The organism is Rhodopseudomonas sp. BR0G17, assembly GCF_010907025.1.
Taxonomy (GTDB): domain Bacteria; phylum Pseudomonadota; class Alphaproteobacteria; order Rhizobiales; family Xanthobacteraceae; genus Rhodopseudomonas; species Rhodopseudomonas palustris_H.
The window spans coordinates 1-22575 of sequence record NZ_QUML01000002.1 but is presented as its reverse complement, the minus strand read 5'-3'; the positions used below and the strand labels follow the sequence as shown (position 1 = coordinate 22575).

The following is a 22575-nucleotide window of genomic DNA, read 5'->3' as shown; positions in this document are numbered from 1 at the left end:
TTATGATGCTGTATCAGGCGCTGATCGCGCCGTTCACCGAGTTCGAATTCATGCGCCGGGCGCTCGCCGGTATCGTGGCGCTGTCGCTCGGCGGCGCGCCGATCGGCGTGTTTCTGATGCTGCGGCGGATGAGTCTCGTCGGCGACGCGATGGCGCACGCGATTCTGCCGGGCGCTGCGATCGGCTTCCTGCTGTCGGGCCTCAACCTGTTTGCGATGACGTTCGGCGGCCTGATCGCCGGTTTCGCGGTGGCGATTCTCGCCGGCGTGGTGTCGCGCGTCACCGAATTGAAAGAGGACGCCTCGCTGGCGGCGTTCTACCTGGTGTCGCTCGCGCTCGGCGTCACCATCGTGTCGATGAAGGGCACCAATATCGACCTGCTGCACGTGCTGTTCGGCAACATCCTGGCGATGGACGATCGCACCCTGCTGGTGATCGCCTTCAATGCGACGCTGACGCTGGTGGCGCTCGCGGTGATCTGGCGGCCGCTGGTGATCGAATGCGTCGACCCTTTATTCTTACGGACGGTCAGCCGCGCCGGCGCGCCTGCGCATCTCGCCTTTCTGGCGCTGGTGGTGATCAATCTGGTCAACGGCTTCCACGCGCTCGGCACGCTGCTCGCGGTCGGCCTGATGATTCTGCCCGCCGGCATCGCCAAATTCTGGGCGCGCGACATCACCGGCATGATGATGGTGGCGGTCTCCAGCGCCCTGCTGTCCGGCTATGTCGGGCTGGTGCTGTCGTATCAGGCCGGCCTGCCGTCGGGCCCGGCGATCATCCTGGTCGCTGCCGTGCTGTATCTCGGCTCGGTGCTGTTCGGCCGCTTCGGCGGCGTGATTCGTAAGCTGTTTCCCGCACCGCATCTGGAGGCGTAACGCCGATGTTCCGTGTCGTCCTGATCCTCGCCGCCGGCCTTGTCGCGATGCTGCCGGCACACGCGCAGGAGCGCGTCCGGGTGGTCGCAAGCTTCTCGATTCTCGGTGATTTCGTCCGCAATGTCGGTGGCGACCGCGTCGATATCGCCACGCTGGTCGGCCCTGGCGGCGACGTTCACGTCTATACGCCGTCGCCGACCGACGCCAAGAAAGTCGCCGACGCCAGGCTGCTGGTGGTCAACGGTCTCGGCCTGGAAGGCTGGCTGCCGCGGCTGGTGCAATCGTCCGGCAGCAAGGCCACCGTCGTCACCGCCACCAAGGGCATTACGCCGCGCGATGCCGACGAGGATGACGCCCACGCCGGCGGTGGGCACGCACACGATCACGGCGACGGCCACGCCGATCCGCATGCCTGGCAGTCGGTCGCCAATGCCAAGACCTATGTGGGCAATATCCGCGACGCGCTGATCGCCGCCGATCCGGCCGGCGAGGCCGCATACCGCGCCAACGCCGCGGCGTATCTGGCCAAGCTCGATGCGCTCGACCGCGACGTCCGCGAGGCTGCGGCGAAGATCCCCGAGAGCAAGCGCAAGGTGATCTCGACCCATGACGCCTTCGGCTATTTCGCCGCCGCCTACCGGATCGTCTTCATCGCGCCGCAGGGCGTCTCTACCGAATCCGAAGCCAGCGCCCGCGACGTCGCGAAGATCATCACCCAGATCCGCAAGGACAAGGTGCCGGCGGTGTTCCTGGAGAACGTCACCGACCCACGGCTGATGAAGCGGATCAGTGCCGAGACCGGCGCCAAGATCGGCGGCACGCTGTATTCCGACAGCCTGACGCCCGAAAACGGCGACGCCCCCACTTACATTGATATGGTCCGGCACAATATAAGAACGCTGACCGGCGCGCTGAGCGGATGACGCAGCGCCGGTCCCGCTGACCCGAGCCTGGACCGCCGCGGCGGTCGCCCGGAATCCGGCGGTCCCGCCATGATTTTCGGCCTCAGCCTTGGAGACGCGCACGCCGTGTGTTTCGGGCCGGGGCTCCGCGCTGGAGTAACTGCCTGATGACTTCTACGGCCGCTTCGAAGATTCCCGTCACCGTGCTCACCGGCTATCTCGGCGCCGGCAAGACCACGCTGCTGAACCGCATCCTGTCGGAAAACCACGGCAAGAAATACGCGGTGATCGTCAACGAATTCGGCGAGATCGGCATCGATAACGACCTCATCATCGGCGCCGACGAAGAAGTGTTCGAGATGAATAACGGCTGCGTCTGCTGCACGGTGCGCGGCGACCTGGTGCGCATTCTCGCCGGCCTGATGAAGCGCAAAGGCAAGTTCGACGCGATCATCGTCGAGACCACCGGCCTCGCCGATCCGGCCCCGGTGGCGCAGACCTTCTTCGTCGACGAAGATGTGCAGAACGCCGCGCGGCTCGATGCGGTGGTGACCGTCGCCGACGCCAAATGGCTGAGCGAGCGGCTGAAGGATGCGCCCGAGGCCAAGAACCAGATCGCCTTCGCCGACGTCATCGTGCTGAACAAGACGGACTTGGTGAGTCCGGCCGAACTCGCCGAAGTCGAGGCGCGCATTCGCGCGATCAACCCGTACGCCAAGCTGCATCGCACCGAACGCTGCCAGGTCGCGCTCGCCGATGTGCTGGAGCGCGGCGCGTTCGATCTCGACCGCATTCTCGAAATCGAACCGGCCTTTCTCGAGGCCGATGATCACGATCACCACCATGATCACGACCACGGCCATCATCACCATCATGGCCACGACCATCATCACGATCACGGGCTGAAGCACTATCACGATGAGGACATGCAATCGCTGTCGCTGAAGAGCGACAAGCCGCTTGATCCCGCCAAGTTCATGCCGTGGCTGCAGCAATTGGTGCAGACCGAAGGCGGCAAGATCCTGCGCTCCAAGGGCATCCTCGCTTTCACGGGCGACGACGACCGCTACGTGTTCCAGGGCGTGCACATGATGCTGGAAGGCGATCACCAGCGCGCCTGGAAAGAGGGCGAGCCGCGCGAGAGCCGCGTGGTGTTCATCGGTCGCGATCTGCCCGAACAGGCGATCCGCGACGGCTTCGCCAAGTGCATCGCGTCATGAGCGGCTTCGAGGCGCCCGGCGAGGCCGGGTCGATCGCGTCGGTCACCGACCGGGTCAAGCCGGTTGCGATCGAAGGCGGTGTCAGCGCGGTCCACTTCCTCGGCGACACCGCGGTGTTCATCGGCACCGAGGAAAACGCGACGCTGGTCGCTGCCGACGGCACGACCTCGACCGTTCCGCTGCACGGCGGCGGCATTCTCAGCGCGGCGTGTGACGGCAAGCGCATCGTTACCGGCGGCGACGACGGCAAGGTGACGCTGCTGGATGGTTCGGGCAAGACCGAGACCTTTGCGACCGATGCCAAGCGGCGCTGGATCGACAACGTCGCGCTGCATCCGGACGGCGCGGTGGCGTGGTCGGCCGGCAAGATCGCGTACGTTCGCGCGCCGAAGGGCGAAGACAAGTTCTTCGAGGTGCCATCCACCGTCGGCGGCCTCGCCTTCGCGCCGAAGGGGCTGCGGCTCGCGATCGCGCACTACAACGGCGTGACCCTGTGGTTTCCGAACATGGCCGGCAACGCCGAATTCCTCGAATGGGCGGGTTCGCATCTCGGCGTGATCTTCAGTCCCGATAACCGCTTCCTGGTCACCGCGATGCACGAGCCGGCGCTGCACGGCTGGCGGCTGGCGGATGCCAAGCACATGCGGATGACCGGCTATCCCGGCCGGGTGCGGTCGATGTCCTGGACGGTCGGCGGCAAGGGCCTCGCCACGTCGGGCGCCGACACCGTCATCATCTGGCCGTTCGCCAGCAAGGATGGTCCGATGGGCAAGCAGCCGGCGATGCTGGCGCCGCTGCAGGCCCGTGTCAGCGCAGTCGCGTGCCATCCGAAGAACGACATTCTCGCGGCCGGCTACAGCGACGGCACTGTGCTGCTGGTCCGGATGAATGACGGCGCCGAGATTCTCGCCCGCCGCAATGACACGCCGCCGATCGCCGCGCTCGCCTGGAACGCCAAAGGCACGCTGCTGGCGTTTTCCGACGAGGATGGTGCGGGCGGCATCCTTCCGCTGTAAGAGGGAACCGTCTCCGAAAGCAGGCGGCTCCCGATGCGGTTTCTCACCACCTTCCAGACAGCGGACTTCTTCGACACGCTGGTCAGCCTCGCCGTCGCCTTCGTGCTCGGCATGCTGATCGGCGCCGAGCGGCAGTACCGGACCCGCACCGCAGGGCTGCGCACCAACGTGCTGGTGGCAGTCGGCGCCGCAGCCTTCGTCGATCTGGCGATGCATCTGGCCGGTGCCGACGGCGCGGTCCGAGTGATCGCCTATGTGGTCTCCGGCATCGGCTTCCTCGGCGCCGGCGTGATCATGAAAGAGGGCATGAACGTCCGCGGCCTCAACACTGCGGCGACGCTGTGGAGCTCGGCGGCTGTCGGCTGCTGCGCCGGCGGCGATCTGGTGGCTCAGGCGGTGGCGCTGACGGTGTTCGTGATCGCCGGCAACACCCTGCTGCGGCCGCTGGTCAATGCGATCAACCGCATCCCGTTCGACGAACGCACTTCGGAGGCGACCTATGCGGTGCGTCTCACCGCTGGCAGCGCGGCTGCCGGACGGCTGCGCGAGCACCTCGAGGAGCGGCTGGAAAAGGCCGACTATCCGGTGGCGGAAGTCGAGGTCGAAGCGCTCGAGCATACCGAGGACAAGGTCGAGATCGTTGCCACGCTGGTATCGACCGCGGTGGAGCCGAGCGAACTCGATGCGGTGGTCGACGAACTCGGCAAGGAAGCCGGCGTCCACTTCGCCACCTGGGAAACCAGCACTAAAGATTGATTCACCTTGTCGCTAATTCTGACCGTTCGGGAACCCGGTGCGACACCGGAACCCGGAACGATGCCCGCGCGCGTCCGTTGGTTCGGCGAGCAAGGGATGAGGGTCATGACGGCGAACAACAACGACAAGGAGCGCGGCCTCAAGCGGGATCTGCTGCTGGCCGGTGTGCTGATCGCGGCGGGCGTGGCGCTATCCGGCCTGTCGCTGACTCAGGTTGATACCAGCACTGGGCGGCTGCAATTCGCCCAGGCGACGCCGCAGCCGCCGCAATCCACTCCAGGCGCTGAGAGCAAACCGAGCGCGCCGGAGCCCGCCAAGGACAGCGGCGCCCGCCCGCACGACATTCCGCCGCAACCGGCCCGGCCGGACGCCGACGCCGTGCAGTCCGGCGCCAAGCCAGCCTTGCCGCCAGCGCCGCCGGAGAAACTCGGCGACCCGATTCAACCGAAGGGCGGCTAACCGCCGCCAGCAAGAAACGGCCGACGATCACCTCACCGAGCTCGCGCATTTGCGGGCTCGGTTTTTTTGGTGAGCAGTTCAGCTGCGCCGATCCCAGCTTACGGTAACTGCACGAGCGTCCCCAACCGCAGCGCGCTCCCTCTCCCGCTTGCGGGAGAGGGCTGGGGTGAGGGCGCCCCAAGCAGTGAGTCCGCGACTCGCGGAGAGGAGTGCCCTCACCCGGATCGCTACGCGATCCGACCTCTCCCGCACGCGGGAGAGGTGCGCTGTGCGCGGGCCCGCTCTTGCGACGACAAAAGCGGCTGGACGTCAGCGTACCAGCACGTTCCTGAACTGCCACGGATCAGAGGTGTCAATGTCCTCCGGGAACAGGCCGGGGCGGTCGGTGATCGGGGTCCAGTCGGTGTAGTAGCCCTTCACCGGGCCGAGATACGGCGTCTGCACTTCGAGGCAGCGGCGGAAGTCCATCTCGTCGGCCTCGACGATGCCGGCTTCTGGATTCTCAAGCGCCCACACCATGCCGGCCAGCACCGCCGACGACACCTGCATGCCGGTGGCGTTCTGATACGGGCAAACCTTGCGGGTTTCTTCGATCGAGAGCTGCGAGCCGTACCAGTAGGCGTTCTTGGCATGGCCGTAGACCAGCACGCCGAGTTCGTCGATGCCGTCGACGATCTCGTTCTCGTCGAGGATGTGCCACTTCGGCTGCATCTTGCCTTCGGCGCCGAACATCTCGTGCAGCGACAGCACCGCGTCGTTGGCCGGGTGATAGGCGTAGTGGCAGGTCGGCCGGTACACCACGTTCTGGCCGTCGCGGACCGTGAAGTAATCAGCGATCGAGATCGACTCGTTGTGAGTCACCAGGAAGCCGTACTGCGGGCCCGGCGTCGGGCACCAGGTGCGGACGCGGGTGTTGGCGCCCGGCTGCAGCAGGTAGATCGCCGCCTGGCAGCCTTCGGTGTGCTTGCGGCCGTTCTCCGGGATCCACTTTTCGTGGGTGCCCCAGCCGAGTTCGGCCGGCTGCAGGCCTTCCGACACGAAGCCCTCGACCGACCAGGTGTTGACGAACACGTTCATCGGCTTCGGGGTCTTGGCGCGCTGGGTATCACGCTCGGCGATGTGGATGCCCTTGACGCCGAGCTTCTGCGCCAGCTGGCCCCAGCCTTCGCGGCTCTTCGGCTCGTTGACTTCGACGCCGGTGTCGCGGGCGATATCGAGCAGCGCCTGCTTGACGAACCACGACACCATGCCGGGGTTGGCGCCGCAGGTCGACACCGCGGTGGTGCCGCCCGGGTTCTTGGCCTTGGCGGCCAGCAGGGTCTCGCGCAGCGCGTAGTTGGAGCGCTTCTCCGGGCCGGCGTTCTTGTCGAAGTAGAAGCCGAGCCACGGCTCGACGACGGTGTCGATGTAAAGGGAGCCGATCTCGCGGCACATCGTCATGAGGTCGACCGAGCCGGTATCGACCGACAGGTTGACGCAGAAGCCCTGGCCGCCGCCCTCGGTCAGCAGCGGGACCAGCAGCTCGCGGTAGTTGTCCTTGGTCACCGCCTGCTTGATGAAGCGGACGCCGTGCTTCTCTGCGAGTTCACTGTCCGCGTGCGGATCGATGATCACGAACCGCTTCTTGTCGTACTCGAAGTGCCGCTCGATCAAGGGCAGCGTGCCCTTGCCGATCGAGCCGAAGCCGATCATCACAATGGGGCCGGTGATCTTGGCGTGGATCTTCGAGGTAGACGACATCAGGTTTGAACTCCGGACAGGGTGGCAGGGGTTACGCCGCTATCTGCGGGCAGGACAGTTCGGGAATGTGACGGCGAGGTGAATTTCAGATGTCACCTGCGACGGCTACTCAATTCGGTTCGGACACGCTGAGCACCGTCAGCGAGCGCCGCTCGCCCGACGGGGTCTCGAAACTGATCGATTGTCCGACGGAGAGGCCGATAAGGGCCGCCCCGATCGGGGTCAATACCGAAATACGACCAGCCTCGACGTCGGCTTCGGTCGGATAGACCAGCGTCACCTGCTTTTCCTTGCCGGTGGTATCGTCCCGGAAAGTGAGGGCTGACTCCATGCAGACGATCCCGGGCAGGGGATCGTGGTCAGGCGCCACATTGGCGCGAGCGACCTCTCCGGCGAGGAAATCGGCCGTGGCCGGATAGCGCTGCGCAGCGGCTTCGGCGAGCTGGCCGAGCCGTTCGGCATCGCGATTCCGGATGGTAATCGGCGGTCGTTGGGTACGAATGGACTGGATCATGTCTTTCACGGGTCCTTGTCACGCCGAGCGCGTCATGCGCATCGGCATTCACGGGATAAGTAGCAGTCTGAAAAAGGGGATAAGTCGTCGACGAGATCGTTAAGCCCGGACGGCGCACGCGCGCGCCCGGGTCACCTTCCTGCGTGAAGGCGACCGGCGCGCAGCGTCAAGCGGTTGCGGGGCAAGATCATCATGATCGTCGGAACGTAGGGCTCCCCGTCCGAAAGTCAACGGGGAAGCCGAGAAGGGTCGGTTGCGCGAAGGAGCGGTGCGGCATTTTGGCCGCCCCGCGTCAGCTCCGGCGCTTAGCGGTGACTTCGATTTCGATCTTCATTTCCGGCTTGTAGAGGCCGGCAACCGCGACGATCGTCGCCGCCGGGCGGATCTCGCTCAGATTCTCACCACACACTGCGAACACCGCATCCGCATCTTTCGGATCGGTGATGTAGTAGGTCGCGCGCACGATGTCTTCCATCGCAAAGCCCGCTTCCTTCAGCGCTGCGCCGATGGTCTTGAAGCAGTTGCGGGTCTGCGAGGTCACGTCCTCGGGCAGGCTCATGGTCGTGTAGTCGTAGCCGGTGGTCCCGGAGACGAAGACGAAATCACCATCGACCACGGCGCGGCTGTAGCCGGCAGTCTTTTCGAACGGCGATCCGGTGGAAATCAGGCGACGCGACATATCAGGACGACCTTGAAGCTGGGGGAACTTTGGTGAGCAGCCAATGCCGCGTCTGTCCCGGCAAATCAAGCCTTGCTGGAGACGGGAGCGGCGGTGGCGGGATCAGGCGGGGGTGGTCTCCGGAGCGCGGGTGCGCCGGCGCCGCCAGGCGTCGACCGCGATCTTGAGCGCGAACACGGCGAGCACGAACATGGTCACGCGCGGCCGCTTGGCCGGATCGCGCGGCGCGAAGACGCGGTGGGTCGGACGGGGAAAAGGCATCGGACCCTCCTTACGCGGCGCGACGAAGACGCAGCCGCTCGGCGCGCGCCGGCTTGGCGGCTGCGCCGATGGCGACGATCAGGCCGGACGCGCCATCGAGCGCGCCGTCACGCAGTTCGAGCCCGAGCAGGCGGTCGCGCTCGAACGGGCCGGGCAACGCCAGCGCGCCCATCTTGTCGGCCGAGAAGCCGAACCGCGCGTAGTACGGCGCATCGCCCAGCAGAATGACGGCGCCGTGGCCGCGGGCGGCGGCTTCCGCCAGCGCCACGCGCATCAAGGCGCCGCCGACGCCGAGCTCGCGGCAGGAGGAATCGACGGCGAGGGGGCCGAGCACGAGTGCGGCCCGGCCCCCTGCGTCAACGTGCCAGAGCCGCACCGTGCCGACCAGCCGGCCTTGACGGACCGCGGAGAAAGCGAGGCCTTCCGCGGGCGCGCGTCCATCACGCAAACGCTGGCAGGTGCGCGCATGTCGGCCTTCGCCGAAGCACGCATCCAGCAGGCGCTCACGCGCGGCAATGTCGGAGCTCTTTTCCGCACGGATCGCGAACGGAACGGCTGCGACGTTCAAGGCAGTCAGGTGGGCGAGGGTGTTCGTCATGGCACGTCGATCCCCACGCCGTCCGGCGAACCGCGCCGGCAGCGTGTTGTCAGCAGATAGCAATGTGACAGGGAGAGGCCGGCAAGCCGGCCTCAATTGTTCTGCTCCCTCTCCCGCCTGCGGGAGAGGGCCGGGGTGAGGGCGACACAAGTCGCTGATTCACCCTGCTATCCGACCTCCGCAGCGCGGAGGACCGGACATCAGATGTGGTAGGTCGCCAGCGGCGGGAAGCCGTTGAACGCCACCGACGAGTAGGTCGACGTATAGGCCCCGGTGCCTTCGATCAGCAGCTTGTCGCCAATCTCGAGCGTCACCGGCAGCGGATACGGCATCTTCTCGTACAGCACGTCGGCCGAATCGCAGGTCGGGCCGGCGAGCACGCACGGCGTCATTTCTGCGCCGTCGTGGCGCGAGCGGATCGCGTAGCGGATCGACTCGTCCATCGTCTCGGCCAGACCGCCGAACTTGCCGATGTCGAGATACACCCAGCGCACGTCGTCCTCGTCGCTCTTCTTCGAGATCAGAACGACTTCGGTCTCGATCACGCCGGCGTTGCCGACCATGCCGCGGCCCGGCTCGATGATGGTTTCCGGGATCTGGTTGCCGAAGTGCTTGCGCAGCGCCCGGAAGATCGAGCGGCCGTACTGCACGACCGGCGGGACTTCCTTCAGATACTTGGTCGGGAAGCCGCCACCCATGTTGACCATCGACAGCGTGATGCCGCGCTCGGCGCAGTCGCGGAACACGGACGCGGCCATCGCCAGCGCGCGGTCCCACGCCTTCACCTTGCGCTGCTGCGAGCCGACATGGAACGAGATGCCATAGGCTTCCAGGCCGAGACGCTTGGCGTTGTCGAGCACGTCCACCGCCATCTCCGGATCGCAGCCGAACTTGCGCGACAGCGGCCACTCGGCGCCGGCGCAATCGTACAGGATGCGGCAGAACACCTTCGAGCCGGGCGCCGCACGCGCGACCTTCTCCACCTCGGCGGTGCAGTCGACCGAGAACAGGCGGATGCCGAGCTCATAGGCGCGCGCGATGTCGCGCTCCTTCTTGATGGTGTTACCAAACGAGATGCGGTCCGGGGTCGCTCCCGCGGCCAGCGCCATCTGGATTTCCTGCACCGAGGCGCAGTCGAAGCACGAGCCCAGCGAGGCCAGCAGCGACAGCACTTCCGGCGCCGGGTTGGCCTTGATCGCATAGAACACGCGGCTGTCCGGCAGCGCCTTGGCGAAATGCATGAAGTTGTCGCGGACCACTTCGAGGTCAACGACCAGGCACGGCTCGACGTCCAGACCCTTGGCGCGGCGGTCGCGCAGGAATTCACGGATACGTTCGGTCATGGCACTCTCCCACGCGCCCAGCGACGGGCGCTTACCAACGATGGCGCTGATCCGACGGCTTCAGCGCCGTCGCGCGATGGAGGCGCGACGAGCGATCAGCTCGGACGAGCAGTGCTGCCTTGGATTGGTTGGGAAGGATCCCGCCCGCTCACTGGCAATGAAGGACAAGCCTCTTCGGTATTCGCGCCGGCTGATGGAAAGCCGGCAGAGACCAAAAAAGCCCGCTCCGTCGTTGCTTTAAGTCGCGTCCCCCGTTGAGAACGAGGTGCGCCGGTTCGCCTCCGGCTGTCAGTCACGGTTGCAAGAGAGGAAGCCACCTTCAACGGCATCTCTTGAGAGAGATGCTGGCCTCGTCGCGTTGCCGCTTGGAGACCCTCGGCTCTTCATCCCTTGGCGGCTGTCCGGCCTCTTGTCCGGATACCTACCGACTGACACACGACCACGGGCACGTGCGAAATTGGGCAAGGCTGGAGATAGGTGTTTCGATGCCGGGCCGCAAGATTTTTTTTGTCTTAACCGGAGAATTATCCCGGCTCGTCGGGAAGCGTTGCCGATCAATCACACCAGCAACGGCGAAGCTGAACGTCTGTTCAAGTTCGTCAATAACGACGGGGACAATTATGACGGCGGTGCGTCGGCGCGGCGGCTGACCGCGGAGCCAAATCAGGCGCGCTTGAAGAACGGTTCGATGCGCTGCGCGTTGCGGATGAAGCCGACCATGATCACTACGCCGATCACGAACAGGACCACCTGGAGGATGTGGGCGGCGCTCTCGCCGAGACCGAACAGGATCGCCAGTGCCCACCCGCCCGCGAATGCGGCTCCGAACACCTCGGCGCCAATCAGGATGGCGGCGCTGATGACGGTGATGACGCTCGGCCAGGCGATCTGGCGCGATCCGGCGGCGGTGGCAGGCTTGCTCATGGTTCGAAGGTCCTTCTGGCGGGCGCAATCTAACGAAATCGCCCGCGTCGGCAAGCGCAAGCCGATGATCCCGTAAAGTGTCAGCAGTGGGGCGTTTGGCGCGCCTTGCGTAATTTACCAGCAGCAACAAGGCAATCCGGGCGCAAAAAAGCCGTACGCAATGGTATATGTCGTGCGATTACGAGGCCCCGCATTCAGGATGGATTGATGTCAGAAAGCTCCGGACCGATTGCCGCACCCGCTGATGCCGGCAATCCGCTGCTGGCCGCCTGGACCACCCCGTTCGAGACCCCGCCGTTCGCCGAGATCAGGCCCGAGCACTTCATGCCGGCCTTCGAGCAGGCGTTCGCCGACCATGCCGGCGAGATCGCCGCGATCGTCAACGATCCGACCGAGCCGGACTTCGACAACACCATTACGGCGCTGGAGCGCGCCGGCAAGCTGCTGAACCGGGTCGCCGCGGTGTTCTACGACCTGGTGTCGGCGCATTCGAGCCCGGAGCTGCTGAAGATCGACGAAGAGGTGTCGCTGCGGATGGCGCGGCACTGGAATCCGATCATGATGAACGCGGTGCTGTTCGGCCGGATCGCGGCGCTGCGCGACAAGGCGGCGCTCTTGAACCTGACGCCGGAGCAGAGCCGGCTGCTGGAACGCAGCTACACCCGCTTCCACCGCGCCGGCGCCGGCCTCGACGAGGCCGCCAAGGCGCGCATGGCCGAGATCAACGAGCGCCTGGCGCAACTCGGCACCAGCTTCAGCCATCATTTGCTCGGCGACGAGCAGGAGTGGGTGATGGAGCTCGGCGAGGGCGATACCGAGGGGCTGCCTGACAGCTTCGTGGCCGCCGCCCGCGCTGCGGCGGAAGAGCGCGGGATGCCCGGCAAGGCCGTTGTGACGCTGTCGCGGTCGTCGGTCGAGCCGTTCCTGAAGATGTCGAGCCGGCGCGACCTGCGCGAGAAGGTGTACCGCGCCTTCATCGCCCGCGGCGACAACGGCAATGACAACGACAACAACGCGATCATCGGCGAGATCCTGAGCCTGCGCGAGGAAAGCGCCAAGCTGCTTGGCTATCCGACCTTTGCGGCCTATCGGCTCGAAGACTCGATGGCCAAGACGCCGGAGGCGGTGCGCGGTCTGCTCGAGCGCGTGTGGAAGCCGGCGCGGGCCCGCGCGCTCGCCGACCGCGACGCGCTGCAGGAGCTGGTTACTGAAGAAGGCAGCAACTTCAAGCTGGCGCCGTGGGACTGGCGCTACTACGCCGAAAAGCTGCGCCAGCGCCGTGCCAATTTCGACGATGCCGCGATCAAGCCGTATCTGACGCTCGACGGCATGATCGCTGCAGCGTTCGACACTGCCACGCGGCTGTTCGGCATCACCTTCGAGGAACGCAAGGACGTCCCGGTGTGGCATCCGGATGTCCGGGTGTGGGAGGTCAAGGATCCAAACGGCGCGCATCGCGGGCTGTTCTACGGAGATTATTACGCCCGGCCGTCGAAGCGCTCCGGCGCCTGGATGACGTCGCTGCGCGACCAGCAGAAGCTCGATGGCGCGGTGGCGCCGCTGATCATCAATGTCTGCAACTTCGCCAAGGGCGCCGGCGGCGAGCCGTCGCTGCTGTCGCCCGACGACGCCCGCACGCTGTTTCACGAGTTCGGTCACGGGCTGCACGGGATGCTGTCGGACGTGACCTACCCGTCGCTGTCCGGCACCAGCGTGTTCACCGACTTCGTCGAGCTGCCGTCGCAGCTTTACGAGCACTGGCAGGAGCAGCCGCAGGTGCTACGGCAGTTCGCCCGCCACTACCAGACCGGCGAGCCGCTGCCCGACGACCTGCTGCAGCGCTTCATCGCCGCCCGCAAGTTCGGCCAGGGCTTCGCCACCGTCGAGTTCGTCTCCTCGGCGCTGCTCGATCTCGAATTCCACACCCAGCCGGCCGCCAGTATCGGCGAGATCCGCGCCTTCGAGCGCAAGGAACTCGACAAGATCGGCATGCCGGAAGAGATCGCACTGCGGCACCGGCCGACCCAGTTCGGTCACATCTTCTCCGGCGATCACTACGCCTCAGGCTACTACAGCTACATGTGGAGCGAGGTGATGGATGCCGACGCGTTCGGCGCGTTCGAGGAAGCCGGCGACATCTTCGCGCCGGAGGTGGCCAAGCGGCTGCGCGACGACATCTATTCGTCCGGCGGCTCGCGCGATCCGGAGGAAGCCTATGTGGCGTTCCGCGGCCGCAAGCCGGAGCCCGACGCGCTGCTCCGCCGCCGCGGCCTGCTCGACACGCCGGAGGCCGCGTAGCCGCATGATCGGCCTGTTGCGCCGCGCCGCCGTCCGCTCCGCGCTGGTCGCGGCGGTCGTGGCCCTGTTCGGCTTCGGCACCGCCGAGGCCCACCCGCACGTCTGGGTGACCTCGACCAGCGAATTGGTTTATGCGCCGGATGGCTCGTTCACCGGCGTCCGCCACGCCTGGGCGTTCGACGACATGTTCTCGACCTATGCGCTGCAGGGCATCGAGACCAAGGAGAAGGGCGTCTATAGCCGCGAGGAGCTGGCTCCGCTGGCGCAGACCAACGTCGAGTCGCTGAAGGAATTCGCCTACTTCACCTTCGCCAAGGTCGGCGGCAAAAAGCAGAAGTTCGGCGAGCCGGTCGACTACTACCTGTCCTACAAGGACAACGTGCTGACGCTGCACTTCTTCCTGCCGTTGAAGACGCCGGTGAAGAGCAACGAGCTGTCGGTCGAGGTGTTCGACCCGAGCTACTTCATCGACTTCTCGTTCGCCGAAAAGAACCCGGTCAGCCTGGTCGGCGCGCCGTCCGGCTGCGCGCTGAACTTCCAGCGCCCGACCGACGGCAGCGCCACCGCGCAGCGGATGAGCGAAGACAACTTCCTGAACGGCGACAATTCCAACTACGGCGCGATGTTCGCCAACAAGATCGCGGTGACCTGTCCATGACGCAGCCGGAACGACTTGGTGAGGCGGGCGCGGATAGGTGGAAGCTCGGAACGGTGGCCGCCCTCTGTCTAGGCATCGCCGTCGCCGGCCTGTTCGCAGACGGCGCTCTGCACGCGGCGCTGGCGCATAATCCGTTCGGGGCGCCGAAGGGGGCTGCGGAACCACAGGCCGGCGGTATCATCGGTTGGCTGCTGGCGCAGCAATCGGCGTTCTACAAGCAGATGTCGGCAACGATCCGCGCCGCCAAGGCCGACGGCAGCGCGGTGTGGACCCTGCTGGCGATCTCGTTCGCCTACGGGGTATTCCACGCAGCCGGACCGGGCCACGGCAAGGCGGTGATCTCGTCCTATCTGGTCGCCAATGAAGAGACCGCGCGGCGCGGCATCGCGCTGTCGTTCGTCTCGGCGATGCTGCAGGCGGTGGTGGCGGTTCTGATCGTCGGCATCTGCGCCTGGCTGCTGAATGCTACCGCGAGCACGATGTGCAGCGCCGAGCGCGCGATCGAGATCGGCAGCTACGCGCTGATCGCGTTGTTCGGGGCCCGGCTGGTCTGGGTCAAGGGCGGCGGCTTCCTGCGCGCCCTGCAAGCCTCGATGCGCAAGCCGCAGCTGGCGATGGCCGGCGTGCCGGCGGCGCTGACGGATCACGACCACCACCACCACGATCATGATCACGACCATGCTGGGCACGGCCATGCCCACGCTCGCGCGGCGCATGGCGATCATCACCACCATCATCATGACCATGGGCACGGCCACGACCACGGTCATGCGCATAGCCACCACGATCACCATCATCATCAAGGTCCCGGCGAAGCCTGCGACCATTGCGGCCATTCCCACGGACCGGAACCGAGCGAGCTCGCCGGCCCGGGCGGCTGGCGCCGCGGTCTTGGTGCGGTGTTGACCGTCGGCATCCGCCCCTGCTCGGGGGCGATCCTGCTGATGGTGTTTGCGCTCGCCCAGGGCTTGTTCTGGGCCGGGATCGTCGCCACCTTCGTGATGGCGCTGGGCACCGCGATCACGGTCGCGACCATCGCGGTAGCGGCGGTGTCGGCAAAGGGGCTGGCCCGCAAGCTGGCTGCACAGCGCGATGGCGGCGGCATGCTGGTGATGCGGGGCCTCGAGTTCGGCGCCGCCGGTCTGGTGCTGCTGCTCGGCTGCGGACTTCTCCTAGGGTATGTCGCAGCAGAACGTGTGACGTGTCTTTAACCAGCAGCCTGCAAATCTGCGCCTTGCGTGGGTTTCGGCAAAACCCGACGGCGGCTCGTGCGTAGATGATCAGGACACCATGGAACCGCCCTCGCGATGCCGCGGTGTACGACGCACCGACCGTCACCGCGTCGTCTTGACAACGATAGGCCAAAGCGCGAAGCCAGCAGCAACATGAGCGTCATTGTTCCGATCCATGGACCAGCGATCGCCCCGGCGCCCGCGCCGGAGCGGGTCGGTGTGCTGTTGGTGAACCTCGGCACCCCGGACAGCTGTGACACCAAGGGTGTGCGCATCTATCTGCGCGAGTTCCTGTCGGATCCGCGCGTGATCGAGAACCAGGGGTTGTTCTGGAAGCTCGCGCTCAACGGCATCATTCTGAACACCCGTCCGGCCCGCAAGGCCAAGGACTACCAGAAGATCTGGAACCACGAGAAGAACGAGTCGCCGCTCAAGACCATCACCCGCGCGCAGGCCGAGAAGCTGTCGGCGTCGCTGGGCGATCGCAGCCATCTGATCGTCGATTGGGCGATGCGCTACGGCAACCCGTCGCTGCGCGACCGGATCGAGGCGTTGGTGGCGAAGGGCTGCACCCGGCTGCTGGTGGTCCCGCTGTATCCGCAATATTCGGCCGCGACCTCGGCGACGGTGTGCGACCAAGCGTTTCGCGTGCTGCGCGAGCTGCGTGCCCAGCCGACGCTGCGGGTAACGCCGCCATATTATCGCGACCCGGCCTATATCGACGCGCTCGCGACCTCGATCAAATCGCACCTCGCCTCGTTGTCGTTCGAGCCCGAACTGATCGTCGCCTCGTTTCACGGCATGCCGCAGGCCTATATCGACAAGGGCGATCCGTATCAGGCGCAGTGCGTGGCGACCGTCGAGGCGCTGCGCGAGCGGATGGGCGTTGCCGACGACAAGCTGCTGCTGACCTTCCAGTCGCGGTTCGGCTTCGACCAGTGGCTGCAGCCCTACACCGACAAAACCATCGAGGCGCTGGCACGCAAGGGCGTGCGTAAGCTCGCCGTGGTGATGCCCGGCTTCTCGGCCGACTGCCTGGAGACGCTGGAAGAGATCGCGCAGGAAAACGCCGAGATCTTCATGGAGCACGGCGGCGAGGAATTCACCGCGATTCCCTGCCTCAACGACTCCGACGCCGGTGTGCAGGTGATCCGCCAGCTCGTGCTGCGCGAGCTGCAAGGCTGGCTGTAACCAAGCGAAGGCTGTCGTCAGCGCCAGCCTTCCGCGACCAAATCCCCCATCGTCGAACCTGGATTGCGGCGACCGCGACCCACCAGTGTTGCGCCGTGCCGGCGCACGCATCACCATGACCGCACGGATGCCGAAATCCGGCGAGGAGAGTTTGCATGTTTTATGATCTCAGCGGGTTCGATGTGGTGTCCATCGTTCTCGTCCTGCTGGTGATCCTGACGCTGTTCGCGGGCGTCAAGACGGTGCCGCAGGGCTACAACTGGACCATCGAACGGTTCGGCAAGTTCACCCGGACGCTGTCGCCGGGCCTCAATCTGATCATTCCGTATTTCGATCGCGTCGGCCGCAAGATGAATGTGATGGAGCAGGTGATCGAGATCCCGCAGCAGGAAGTCATCACCAAGGACAACGCCACCGTCACAGTCGACGGCGTCGCGTTCTACCAAGTGTTCGACGCCGCCAAGGCGAGCTACGAGGTCGATAATCTGCAGCAGGCGATCATCGTGCTGACCATGACCAACATCCGTTCGGTGATGGGCTCGATGGATCTCGACCAGGTGCTGTCGCATCGCGACGAGATCAACGAGCGGCTGCTGCGCGTCGTCGATGCTGCGGTGTCGCCGTGGGGCATCAAGGTCAACCGTATCGAGATCAAGGACATCGTGCCGCCGAACGACCTGGTGGAGGCGATGGGCCGGCAGATGAAGGCCGAGCGCGTCAAGCGCGCCGACATCTTGCAGGCCGAAGGTCAGCGCCAGTCGGAGATCCTGCGCGCCGAGGGCGCCAAGCAGGCGCAGATCCTGCAGGCTGAGGGCCGTCGCGAAGCCGCGTTCCGCGACGCCGAGGCGCGCGAGCGCTCCGCCGAAGCCGAAGCACGCGCGACCCAGATGGTGTCGGAAGCGATCGGCAAGGGCGATGTCGCGGCGCTGAACTACTTCATCGCCGACAAGTACATCAAGGCGTTCGGCCAGCTCGCCGAATCGCCGAACCAGAAGGTGATCATGCTGCCGGTCGAGGCGATGAGCATGCTCGGCTCGCTCGCCGGCATCGGCGAGATCGCCAAGGCGACCTTCGGCGAAAGCGCCGCCTCGGCGCAGGCAGCCGCGCGCCGCGGCTCAGTGCCGCCGACGACGCCGGTGCCGCCGGCGCGGTGAGACGGAGGCCGCTGCCATGACCGCGATCCTCACCGCGCTCGGCGCCTGGAACTGGCTGATCTTCGGCCTGGTGCTGATGGCCCTGGAGCTGCTGGCGCCTGGCGTCTTTCTGTTCTGGCTCGGGCTCGCAGCACTCCTGGTCGGGGTGCTTTCGCTGCTGCTGGAGCCGGGATGGCAGGCGCAGATCCTGCTGTTCGGTTTGTTTGCCGCTGCCGCCGTGCCGCTGTGGCGGCGGATGGCGCGCGGCGGCGACGTCGAGGTTCATGCGACCAACCCCTACCTCAACCGCCGCACCGATGCTCTGGTGGGGCGTGAATTCACCCTCGAAAAGCCGATCGAGGGCGGCGTCGGCATGGTGCGGATCGACGACACCGTCTGGCGGGTGTTCGGCCCCGATACGCCGGCCGGCCAACGTGTGCGGATCGTCGCGGCGGATGGTGCGAAGCTGACGGTGGCGGCGCTGTAACTCGGCCTTCGTCCTCGAGGTAATGAGCCTAGTTTCGTGGTTTCCGAGATGTGTGGATGACGACACTGGGCCCTCGGGAGAAAGCGCCAATCCGCTTTCAATCTGGAGATGGAGCGATCGAACGCAGCGGCAGGCAGAGGTCTGTGAGGAGGTCCGAGGGCTTGGTGTCCTGCGGGCTGTTGAGATACTTCTCGACGACCGGGCGGTCGTCAGCTTCGCGGCCGGATTGCGGAAGCCAGGTGCCGAACAGCCAGTTATAAGCGGCCGACATATCGGCATAGGGGCCCTTGTGCCGAAGCACCGCATAGTCGCACCCGGCGATCTCGATGCGCTCGACCGGCGGATCGAGGTCTTTGCCGCCCGGCGCTGCGAGCGCTGCGAACGAGCGCAACCGCTCCGGCGGCACGGCCGTCGGATCGTCGAGATACACCGCGATCATTTCGATCCGCTCCGGCAGGGCGCCGCGAGCGGCGAGTTGACCGAACAGCATTCCGAAGGCTTTGCCGATCTCGATATACGGACCGTCGTGGCGGACGGCGAACGCGGGAATGGCATCGAATCGTTGGATTTCGATCGACCAGCCACCTTGCTGAGTAGCGAGTTGCCCCGGCCGGAAATCGGCATGGCTACCACGCTCTCGATAGGTCGCCGGCGGCAACCCATAGGCGTCCGCAAAGGCACGCGTGAATGCGGCCGGGCTGGCATATCCTGCTTTGGTCGCGATCTGTGCGATCGGGTCATCCGTCTGCGCCAGACTGACGGAGGCGCGCTGCAGCCGCAGACGGCGTGCGGTGGCGACCGCGGTTTCACCTCGGCAGGCGTGATAGATTCGATGCCAATGATACGGCGACAGCGACGCGACTTCGGCGATCCTGTCGAAGTCGAGCTCCCCATCGAGATTGTCGTGAATGTACGACGTCACTCGGTCAAGTCGGTCCTGGTAGTTCGTTCGTGTCATGATCATCGGTCCTCGCGCGCGACAGTTGCTGTCGCGGAGTGACATGCAGCGGGTTGATAAATCCTGCGGACTTTCGACCGACCCCAGTCATTGGGCAGCGGCCTTGCTAGGCCTGTGGCGCAACCAGCGGCATCGCGCCGCTCCCGGCCCGCCATCCACGCCGGGCATGGACTTGGCTTCCAGCAGCCAAATCCAGCCACGATAACGGATCGACGATGTCGCCGGACTTCCGCCGGTCATGCCATTGCGCTGGGTATCGAACCCAGGATGGCGCGGGGAAGAGCCTGCGGTCGTCCTTTTGTTCGGTCGAGTCTTCGGAGAGGTGCCCAGGTTAAGGCGAAGTGGCGCTTACGCCACCCCGGCCCGCAGCAGGTCGTGCAAATGCACGATGCCGAGCGGCTTCTTGCCTTCGGCGACCAGCAGCGCGGTGATCTTCGAGGAATTCAGCAGTTCCAGCGCCTGGCCGGCGAGCAGGTTCGGGCTGATCGTCTTCGGATTCCGCGTCATCACCTCGTCGACGGTGGCGGTCATCAGGTCGGACCGCATGTTCCGGCGGAGGTCGCCGTCGGTGACGATGCCGGCGATCTGACCGTTGCTGTCGATGATGCCGACGCAGCCGAAACCCTTGGCAGACATTTCGACCAGCGCATCCGACATCCGGGTGCCGAGCGGCTTCAGCGGAATCGCTTCACCGGTGTGCATCAGGTCACGCGCGTATTTCAGCATCGCGCCGAGCTTGCCGCCGGGGTGCAGCACGCTGAAATCGCCCGGAGTGAAGCCGCGGCTTTCAAGCAGCGCGATCGCCAGCGCATCGCCGAGCGCCAGCATCATCAGCGACGAGGTGGTCGGCGCCAGATTGTGCGGGCAGGCCTCGCGCGCCTTCGGCAGCGTCAGAGACACGTCTGCCGCGGTCGCCAGCGTCGATGTCGGGTCCGAGGTCATCGCCACCAGCGCGATCTTGAAGCGCTTGGCGTAGTTGATCAGGTTCTTCATCTCCGGCTGCTCGCCGGACCAGGACATCGCGAGAATGATGTCGTCGGCGGTGATCATGCCGAGATCGCCGTGGCTCGCCTCGGAGGCGTGCACAAAGAACGCCGGCGTGCCGGTCGACGCAAAGGTCGCGGCGATCTTGCGGCCGATATGGCCGGACTTGCCGAGGCCGGTGATGATCAGGCGGCCCTTGGCGTTCTGAATCAGGTCGATCGTCGCGGCGAAGCGCACGCCGAGATCGGATTGCAGCGCGGTGGCGAGCGCGGTCACACCGCTGGCTTCAGCCTCCAGGGTGCGCAGGGCCGAGGGGATCGCGGCGGCAGCTTGCTCGCTCATTGCGGGTATCTTGGTGTGGGTTTTGGACAGTGCCATGCAGGGTCTCCGGCATGGGCCGCGAAGCGGCCGGGCCTTCTCCTAGCATGGCGCCGGCCGGGATGCGACGCGGCCGATCCCAGCCTGCCGTCGTTCTCAACCGCTCCTTAACCATAGTTGTTTTAACTCCATGAACGATGAGGAGCGGCGCCTCTGCTCCTCATCGTTGTTCAGGATTCTGATTTCGTTGGAGTTTTTGCAGTCGTGACGTGGGCTCCAGCACCGGGCCGCCGCTCTCGCACAGCTTTGTGCGCCGGTTCCGCATGCCTGGCGCTCGCTGCGATCGGCACGACTCCGGCGGTTGCGCAGAGCCTGACCCGCGATCTGTTCAACCCGCAGCGTGGCGGCTTTGTCGCCACCCAGGACCTGCCGCTGCGGCCGACGCCCGGCGCCGCGACCAGCTCGGCATCCCGGGGGCGCAACGTTTTCACGCAGCCCCAGGACGATGACACCAATACGCCGCTGCGGCCGACTTCGACGGCGGCGCTGCAGCCTCCGCCCGGCAGCGGCAATCCGGACAATGCCGGTGTCGCCTACGACGCGCTGAACCGAAAGCGCCAGCGGCCGAAATACTATCCGGGTGCGCCGCGCCCGAAGGCCGTGGGACCGGGATCGCCGATGGTCACCCCGGCGCCGCCGCCCGCGCGGCCACTGCCGCCGTCGCAGACTGCCGCCAAACCGCCGCTCCCGCCCGCGCTCGCCGGCCGTGTGCCCGGGCAGCCGACGCGCCGGCAGCTCAAGACCGACGACGATCCGTTCGGTCCGGTCGGTGACTACGCCGGCAGCTTCCTGATCAAGGGCGCGCTCGAAGTCGGCGGCGGCTACGACACCAACCCGGCGCGCACCAACACGCCGCGCAGCTCCGGCTTCTACAAGGTGGCGCCGGAACTGATGATTACGTCGGATTGGGAGCGGCACGCGCTGGTGGCCGATCTGCGCGGCGCGTTCACCGGCTACGGCCACGACTTCAATCCGCCGGCCGGAACGGTGTCGCCGGCGCCGATCAGCCTCGACCGGCCGGAATTCAACGGCCATGTCGACGGCCGGCTCGACGTCAGCCGCGACACGCATCTGATCGGACAGGGCCGCCTGATCGTCGGCACCGACAATCCGGGCAGCCCGAACATTCAGGCCGGCCTGACCAAATATCCGCTATTCACCACCACCGGCTTCTCCGGCGGCATCGATCAGAGCTTCAATCGCCTGCAGGTCACCGCGGTCGGCAATTTCGATCGCACCGTGTATCAGGACTCGCAGCTGACCGATGGCACCAGCGACTCGAACAAGGACCGCAACTACAATCAATATGGCGGCGTCGGCCGGGTCAGCTACGAGCTGAAGCCGGGCCTGAAACCGTTCGTCGAGATCGAGGGCGACACCCGCGTGCACGATGTGCCGGTGGATCGCTATCTGTATCTGCGCGGCTCCAATGGCGGCTATGCCAAGGGCGGCACCAGCTTCGAACTGACGCGGCTGCTCACCGGTGAAATCTCGATTGGCTATGCGACGCGCACCTATGTGGACCCCCGGCTGGAGAAGCTCGGTGGCCTGCTCACCACCGCTTCGCTGGTGTGGACGGTGACGCCGCTGACTACGGTGAAGTTCAACGCCGACACTCAGATTTCGGAATCGCCGCTGCCCGGCGTGTCCGGCGTGTTCACCCGCACCTATACGGCGGAGGTCGACCACGATTTCCGCCGCTGGCTGACAGCGATTGGTAAGTTCACCTACGGCACTTACGACTATCAGGGCTCCGGCCGTTCCGACCGGCTGAATTCGATCGAAGGCAACCTGATCTACAAGCTCAACCGCTCGGTGTGGGTGAAGGGCCAGCTTCGCTACGACAAGCTGGATTCCAACGTCGTCGGCGGCAGCTACGACGCCACCGTGGTGATGCTCAGCGTCCGGCTGCAGAACTGAGCCGCGCGTCGTTCGACGCCGTCGAAACAGACGGCAATCAGAAGTGATT

The 22575-nt window shown here is 65.8% G+C and carries 22 protein-coding genes; 13 read left to right on the top strand and 9 right to left on the bottom strand.

Annotation, left to right across the window (positions count from 1 at the left end):
* Positions 1-5 precede the first annotated feature (5 nt).
* From DY467_RS02260 to DY467_RS02235, 6 genes are all read left to right on the top strand, one after another.
* Positions 6-875, top strand: a complete 870-nt coding sequence (locus DY467_RS02260; RefSeq protein ID WP_164634077.1) for a metal ABC transporter permease — start codon at positions 6-8, stop codon at positions 873-875.
* A gap of 5 nt (positions 876-880) precedes the next feature.
* Complete coding sequence (locus tag DY467_RS02255; protein WP_164633876.1) at positions 881-1798, top strand: metal ABC transporter substrate-binding protein; 918 nt, start codon at positions 881-883, stop codon at positions 1796-1798.
* Between the two features lie 146 nt (positions 1799-1944).
* Positions 1945-2997 (top strand): CobW family GTP-binding protein, encoded by a 1053-nt coding sequence (locus DY467_RS02250; protein ID WP_164572607.1) that lies wholly within the window; start codon positions 1945-1947, stop codon positions 2995-2997.
* Positions 2994-4013, top strand: coding sequence for a WD40 repeat domain-containing protein (locus DY467_RS02245; RefSeq protein WP_164572606.1), 1020 nt, complete (start codon positions 2994-2996; stop codon positions 4011-4013). Before DY467_RS02250 ends, DY467_RS02245 begins: the two co-directional genes overlap by 4 nt.
* Positions 4014-4046: 33 nt before the next feature.
* Positions 4047-4769, top strand: coding sequence for an MgtC/SapB family protein (locus DY467_RS02240; protein WP_164633875.1), 723 nt, complete (start codon positions 4047-4049; stop codon positions 4767-4769).
* 60 nt (positions 4770-4829) lie between these two features.
* Positions 4830-5228, top strand: a complete 399-nt coding sequence (locus tag DY467_RS02235) for a hypothetical protein (protein WP_164633874.1) — start codon at positions 4830-4832, stop codon at positions 5226-5228.
* 309 nt (positions 5229-5537) lie between these two features.
* On the opposite strand, the gene DY467_RS02230 is transcribed toward DY467_RS02235, so the two are convergent.
* The 7 genes from DY467_RS02230 to DY467_RS02205 form a co-directional block, all read right to left on the bottom strand.
* Positions 5538-6968, bottom strand: a complete 1431-nt coding sequence (locus DY467_RS02230) for a homospermidine synthase (RefSeq protein ID WP_164633873.1) — start codon at positions 6966-6968, stop codon at positions 5538-5540.
* A 109-nt stretch (positions 6969-7077) separates the two neighbouring features.
* A complete protein-coding gene (rnk, locus tag DY467_RS02225) occupies positions 7078-7482 on the bottom strand; it encodes a nucleoside diphosphate kinase regulator (RefSeq protein WP_107354310.1) in 405 nt (134 codons plus the stop codon).
* Between the two features lie 292 nt (positions 7483-7774).
* Positions 7775-8161, bottom strand: coding sequence for a RidA family protein (locus DY467_RS02220; protein WP_107343031.1), 387 nt, complete (start codon positions 8159-8161; stop codon positions 7775-7777).
* Positions 8162-8263: 102 nt separating this feature from the next.
* On the bottom strand, positions 8264-8422 hold the full coding sequence (locus tag DY467_RS26145) for a hypothetical protein (protein WP_205501969.1): 159 nt from the start codon (positions 8420-8422) through the stop codon (positions 8264-8266).
* 10 nt (positions 8423-8432) lie between these two features.
* Positions 8433-9020, bottom strand: coding sequence for a GNAT family N-acetyltransferase (locus tag DY467_RS02215; protein WP_164633872.1), 588 nt, complete (start codon positions 9018-9020; stop codon positions 8433-8435).
* 200 nt (positions 9021-9220) lie between these two features.
* On the bottom strand, positions 9221-10363 hold the full coding sequence (locus tag DY467_RS02210) for a type III PLP-dependent enzyme (protein ID WP_164574318.1): 1143 nt from the start codon (positions 10361-10363) through the stop codon (positions 9221-9223).
* Positions 10364-11026: 663 nt separating this feature from the next.
* Complete coding sequence (locus tag DY467_RS02205) at positions 11027-11287, bottom strand: hypothetical protein (protein WP_107343034.1); 261 nt, start codon at positions 11285-11287, stop codon at positions 11027-11029.
* A 207-nt stretch (positions 11288-11494) separates the two neighbouring features.
* Between DY467_RS02205 and DY467_RS02200 the strand changes: the two genes are divergently transcribed.
* The 6 genes from DY467_RS02200 (at position 11495) to DY467_RS02175 (ending at position 18286) form a co-directional block, all read left to right on the top strand.
* Positions 11495-13585 carry a M3 family metallopeptidase gene (locus tag DY467_RS02200; protein WP_164633871.1) on the top strand — a complete coding sequence of 697 codons (2091 nt, stop codon included), beginning with the start codon at positions 11495-11497 and terminating at the stop codon, positions 13583-13585.
* Positions 13586-13589: 4 nt separating this feature from the next.
* On the top strand, positions 13590-14243 hold the full coding sequence (locus DY467_RS02195) for a DUF1007 family protein (protein WP_107343036.1): 654 nt from the start codon (positions 13590-13592) through the stop codon (positions 14241-14243).
* Positions 14244-14296: 53 nt separating this feature from the next.
* Positions 14297-15454: a nickel/cobalt transporter gene (locus DY467_RS02190; RefSeq protein WP_502706436.1), complete on the top strand. Its 1158-nt coding sequence runs from the start codon at positions 14297-14299 to the stop codon at positions 15452-15454.
* Positions 15455-15628: 174 nt separating this feature from the next.
* Positions 15629-16666, top strand: a complete 1038-nt coding sequence (gene hemH / locus DY467_RS02185) for a ferrochelatase (protein WP_164633869.1) — start codon at positions 15629-15631, stop codon at positions 16664-16666.
* A 155-nt stretch (positions 16667-16821) separates the two neighbouring features.
* Positions 16822-17820, top strand: coding sequence for an SPFH domain-containing protein (locus DY467_RS02180; RefSeq protein WP_164633868.1), 999 nt, complete (start codon positions 16822-16824; stop codon positions 17818-17820).
* Positions 17821-17836: 16 nt separating this feature from the next.
* Entirely contained in the window at positions 17837-18286 is a 450-nt protein-coding gene (locus DY467_RS02175) for an NfeD family protein (protein WP_164633867.1), read from the top strand.
* 97 nt (positions 18287-18383) lie between these two features.
* Here DY467_RS02175 and DY467_RS02170 read toward each other — a convergent pair whose 3' ends face one another.
* Together DY467_RS02170 and DY467_RS02165 are read right to left on the bottom strand one after the other, a co-directional pair.
* A complete protein-coding gene (locus DY467_RS02170; protein WP_349627600.1) occupies positions 18384-19208 on the bottom strand; it encodes an AraC family transcriptional regulator in 825 nt (274 codons plus the stop codon).
* A gap of 384 nt (positions 19209-19592) precedes the next feature.
* Positions 19593-20606, bottom strand: coding sequence for a KpsF/GutQ family sugar-phosphate isomerase (locus tag DY467_RS02165; RefSeq protein WP_107354318.1), 1014 nt, complete (start codon positions 20604-20606; stop codon positions 19593-19595).
* Positions 20607-20810: 204 nt separating this feature from the next.
* On the opposite strand from DY467_RS02165, the gene DY467_RS02160 reads away from it, so the two are divergent.
* Positions 20811-22526: an outer membrane beta-barrel protein gene (locus DY467_RS02160; RefSeq protein WP_164633865.1), complete on the top strand. Its 1716-nt coding sequence runs from the start codon at positions 20811-20813 to the stop codon at positions 22524-22526.
* Positions 22527-22575 lie beyond the last annotated feature (49 nt).

Coding starts and splice junctions, on each gene's coding strand:
- DY467_RS02195 (WP_107343036.1), top strand. CDS start 13,590: ATGATCGGCCTGTTGCGCCGCGCCGCCGTCCGCTCCGCGCTGGTCGCG.
- hemH (WP_164633869.1), top strand. CDS start 15,629: ATGAGCGTCATTGTTCCGATCCATGGACCAGCGATCGCCCCGGCGCCC.
- DY467_RS02205 (WP_107343034.1), bottom strand. CDS start 11,287: ATGAGCAAGCCTGCCACCGCCGCCGGATCGCGCCAGATCGCCTGGCCG.
- DY467_RS02230 (WP_164633873.1), bottom strand. CDS start 6,968: ATGTCGTCTACCTCGAAGATCCACGCCAAGATCACCGGCCCCATTGTG.
- DY467_RS26145 (WP_205501969.1), bottom strand. CDS start 8,422: ATGCCTTTTCCCCGTCCGACCCACCGCGTCTTCGCGCCGCGCGATCCG.
- DY467_RS02260 (WP_164634077.1), top strand. CDS start 6: ATGCTGTATCAGGCGCTGATCGCGCCGTTCACCGAGTTCGAATTCATG.
- DY467_RS02200 (WP_164633871.1), top strand. CDS start 11,495: ATGTCAGAAAGCTCCGGACCGATTGCCGCACCCGCTGATGCCGGCAAT.
- DY467_RS02245 (WP_164572606.1), top strand. CDS start 2,994: ATGAGCGGCTTCGAGGCGCCCGGCGAGGCCGGGTCGATCGCGTCGGTC.
- DY467_RS02175 (WP_164633867.1), top strand. CDS start 17,837: ATGACCGCGATCCTCACCGCGCTCGGCGCCTGGAACTGGCTGATCTTC.
- DY467_RS02220 (WP_107343031.1), bottom strand. CDS start 8,161: ATGTCGCGTCGCCTGATTTCCACCGGATCGCCGTTCGAAAAGACTGCC.
- DY467_RS02255 (WP_164633876.1), top strand. CDS start 881: ATGTTCCGTGTCGTCCTGATCCTCGCCGCCGGCCTTGTCGCGATGCTG.
- DY467_RS02165 (WP_107354318.1), bottom strand. CDS start 20,606: ATGGCACTGTCCAAAACCCACACCAAGATACCCGCAATGAGCGAGCAA.
- rnk (WP_107354310.1), bottom strand. CDS start 7,482: ATGATCCAGTCCATTCGTACCCAACGACCGCCGATTACCATCCGGAAT.
- DY467_RS02180 (WP_164633868.1), top strand. CDS start 16,822: ATGTTTTATGATCTCAGCGGGTTCGATGTGGTGTCCATCGTTCTCGTC.
- DY467_RS02250 (WP_164572607.1), top strand. CDS start 1,945: ATGACTTCTACGGCCGCTTCGAAGATTCCCGTCACCGTGCTCACCGGC.
- DY467_RS02240 (WP_164633875.1), top strand. CDS start 4,047: ATGCGGTTTCTCACCACCTTCCAGACAGCGGACTTCTTCGACACGCTG.
- DY467_RS02210 (WP_164574318.1), bottom strand. CDS start 10,363: ATGACCGAACGTATCCGTGAATTCCTGCGCGACCGCCGCGCCAAGGGT.
- DY467_RS02215 (WP_164633872.1), bottom strand. CDS start 9,020: ATGACGAACACCCTCGCCCACCTGACTGCCTTGAACGTCGCAGCCGTT.
- DY467_RS02235 (WP_164633874.1), top strand. CDS start 4,830: ATGCCCGCGCGCGTCCGTTGGTTCGGCGAGCAAGGGATGAGGGTCATG.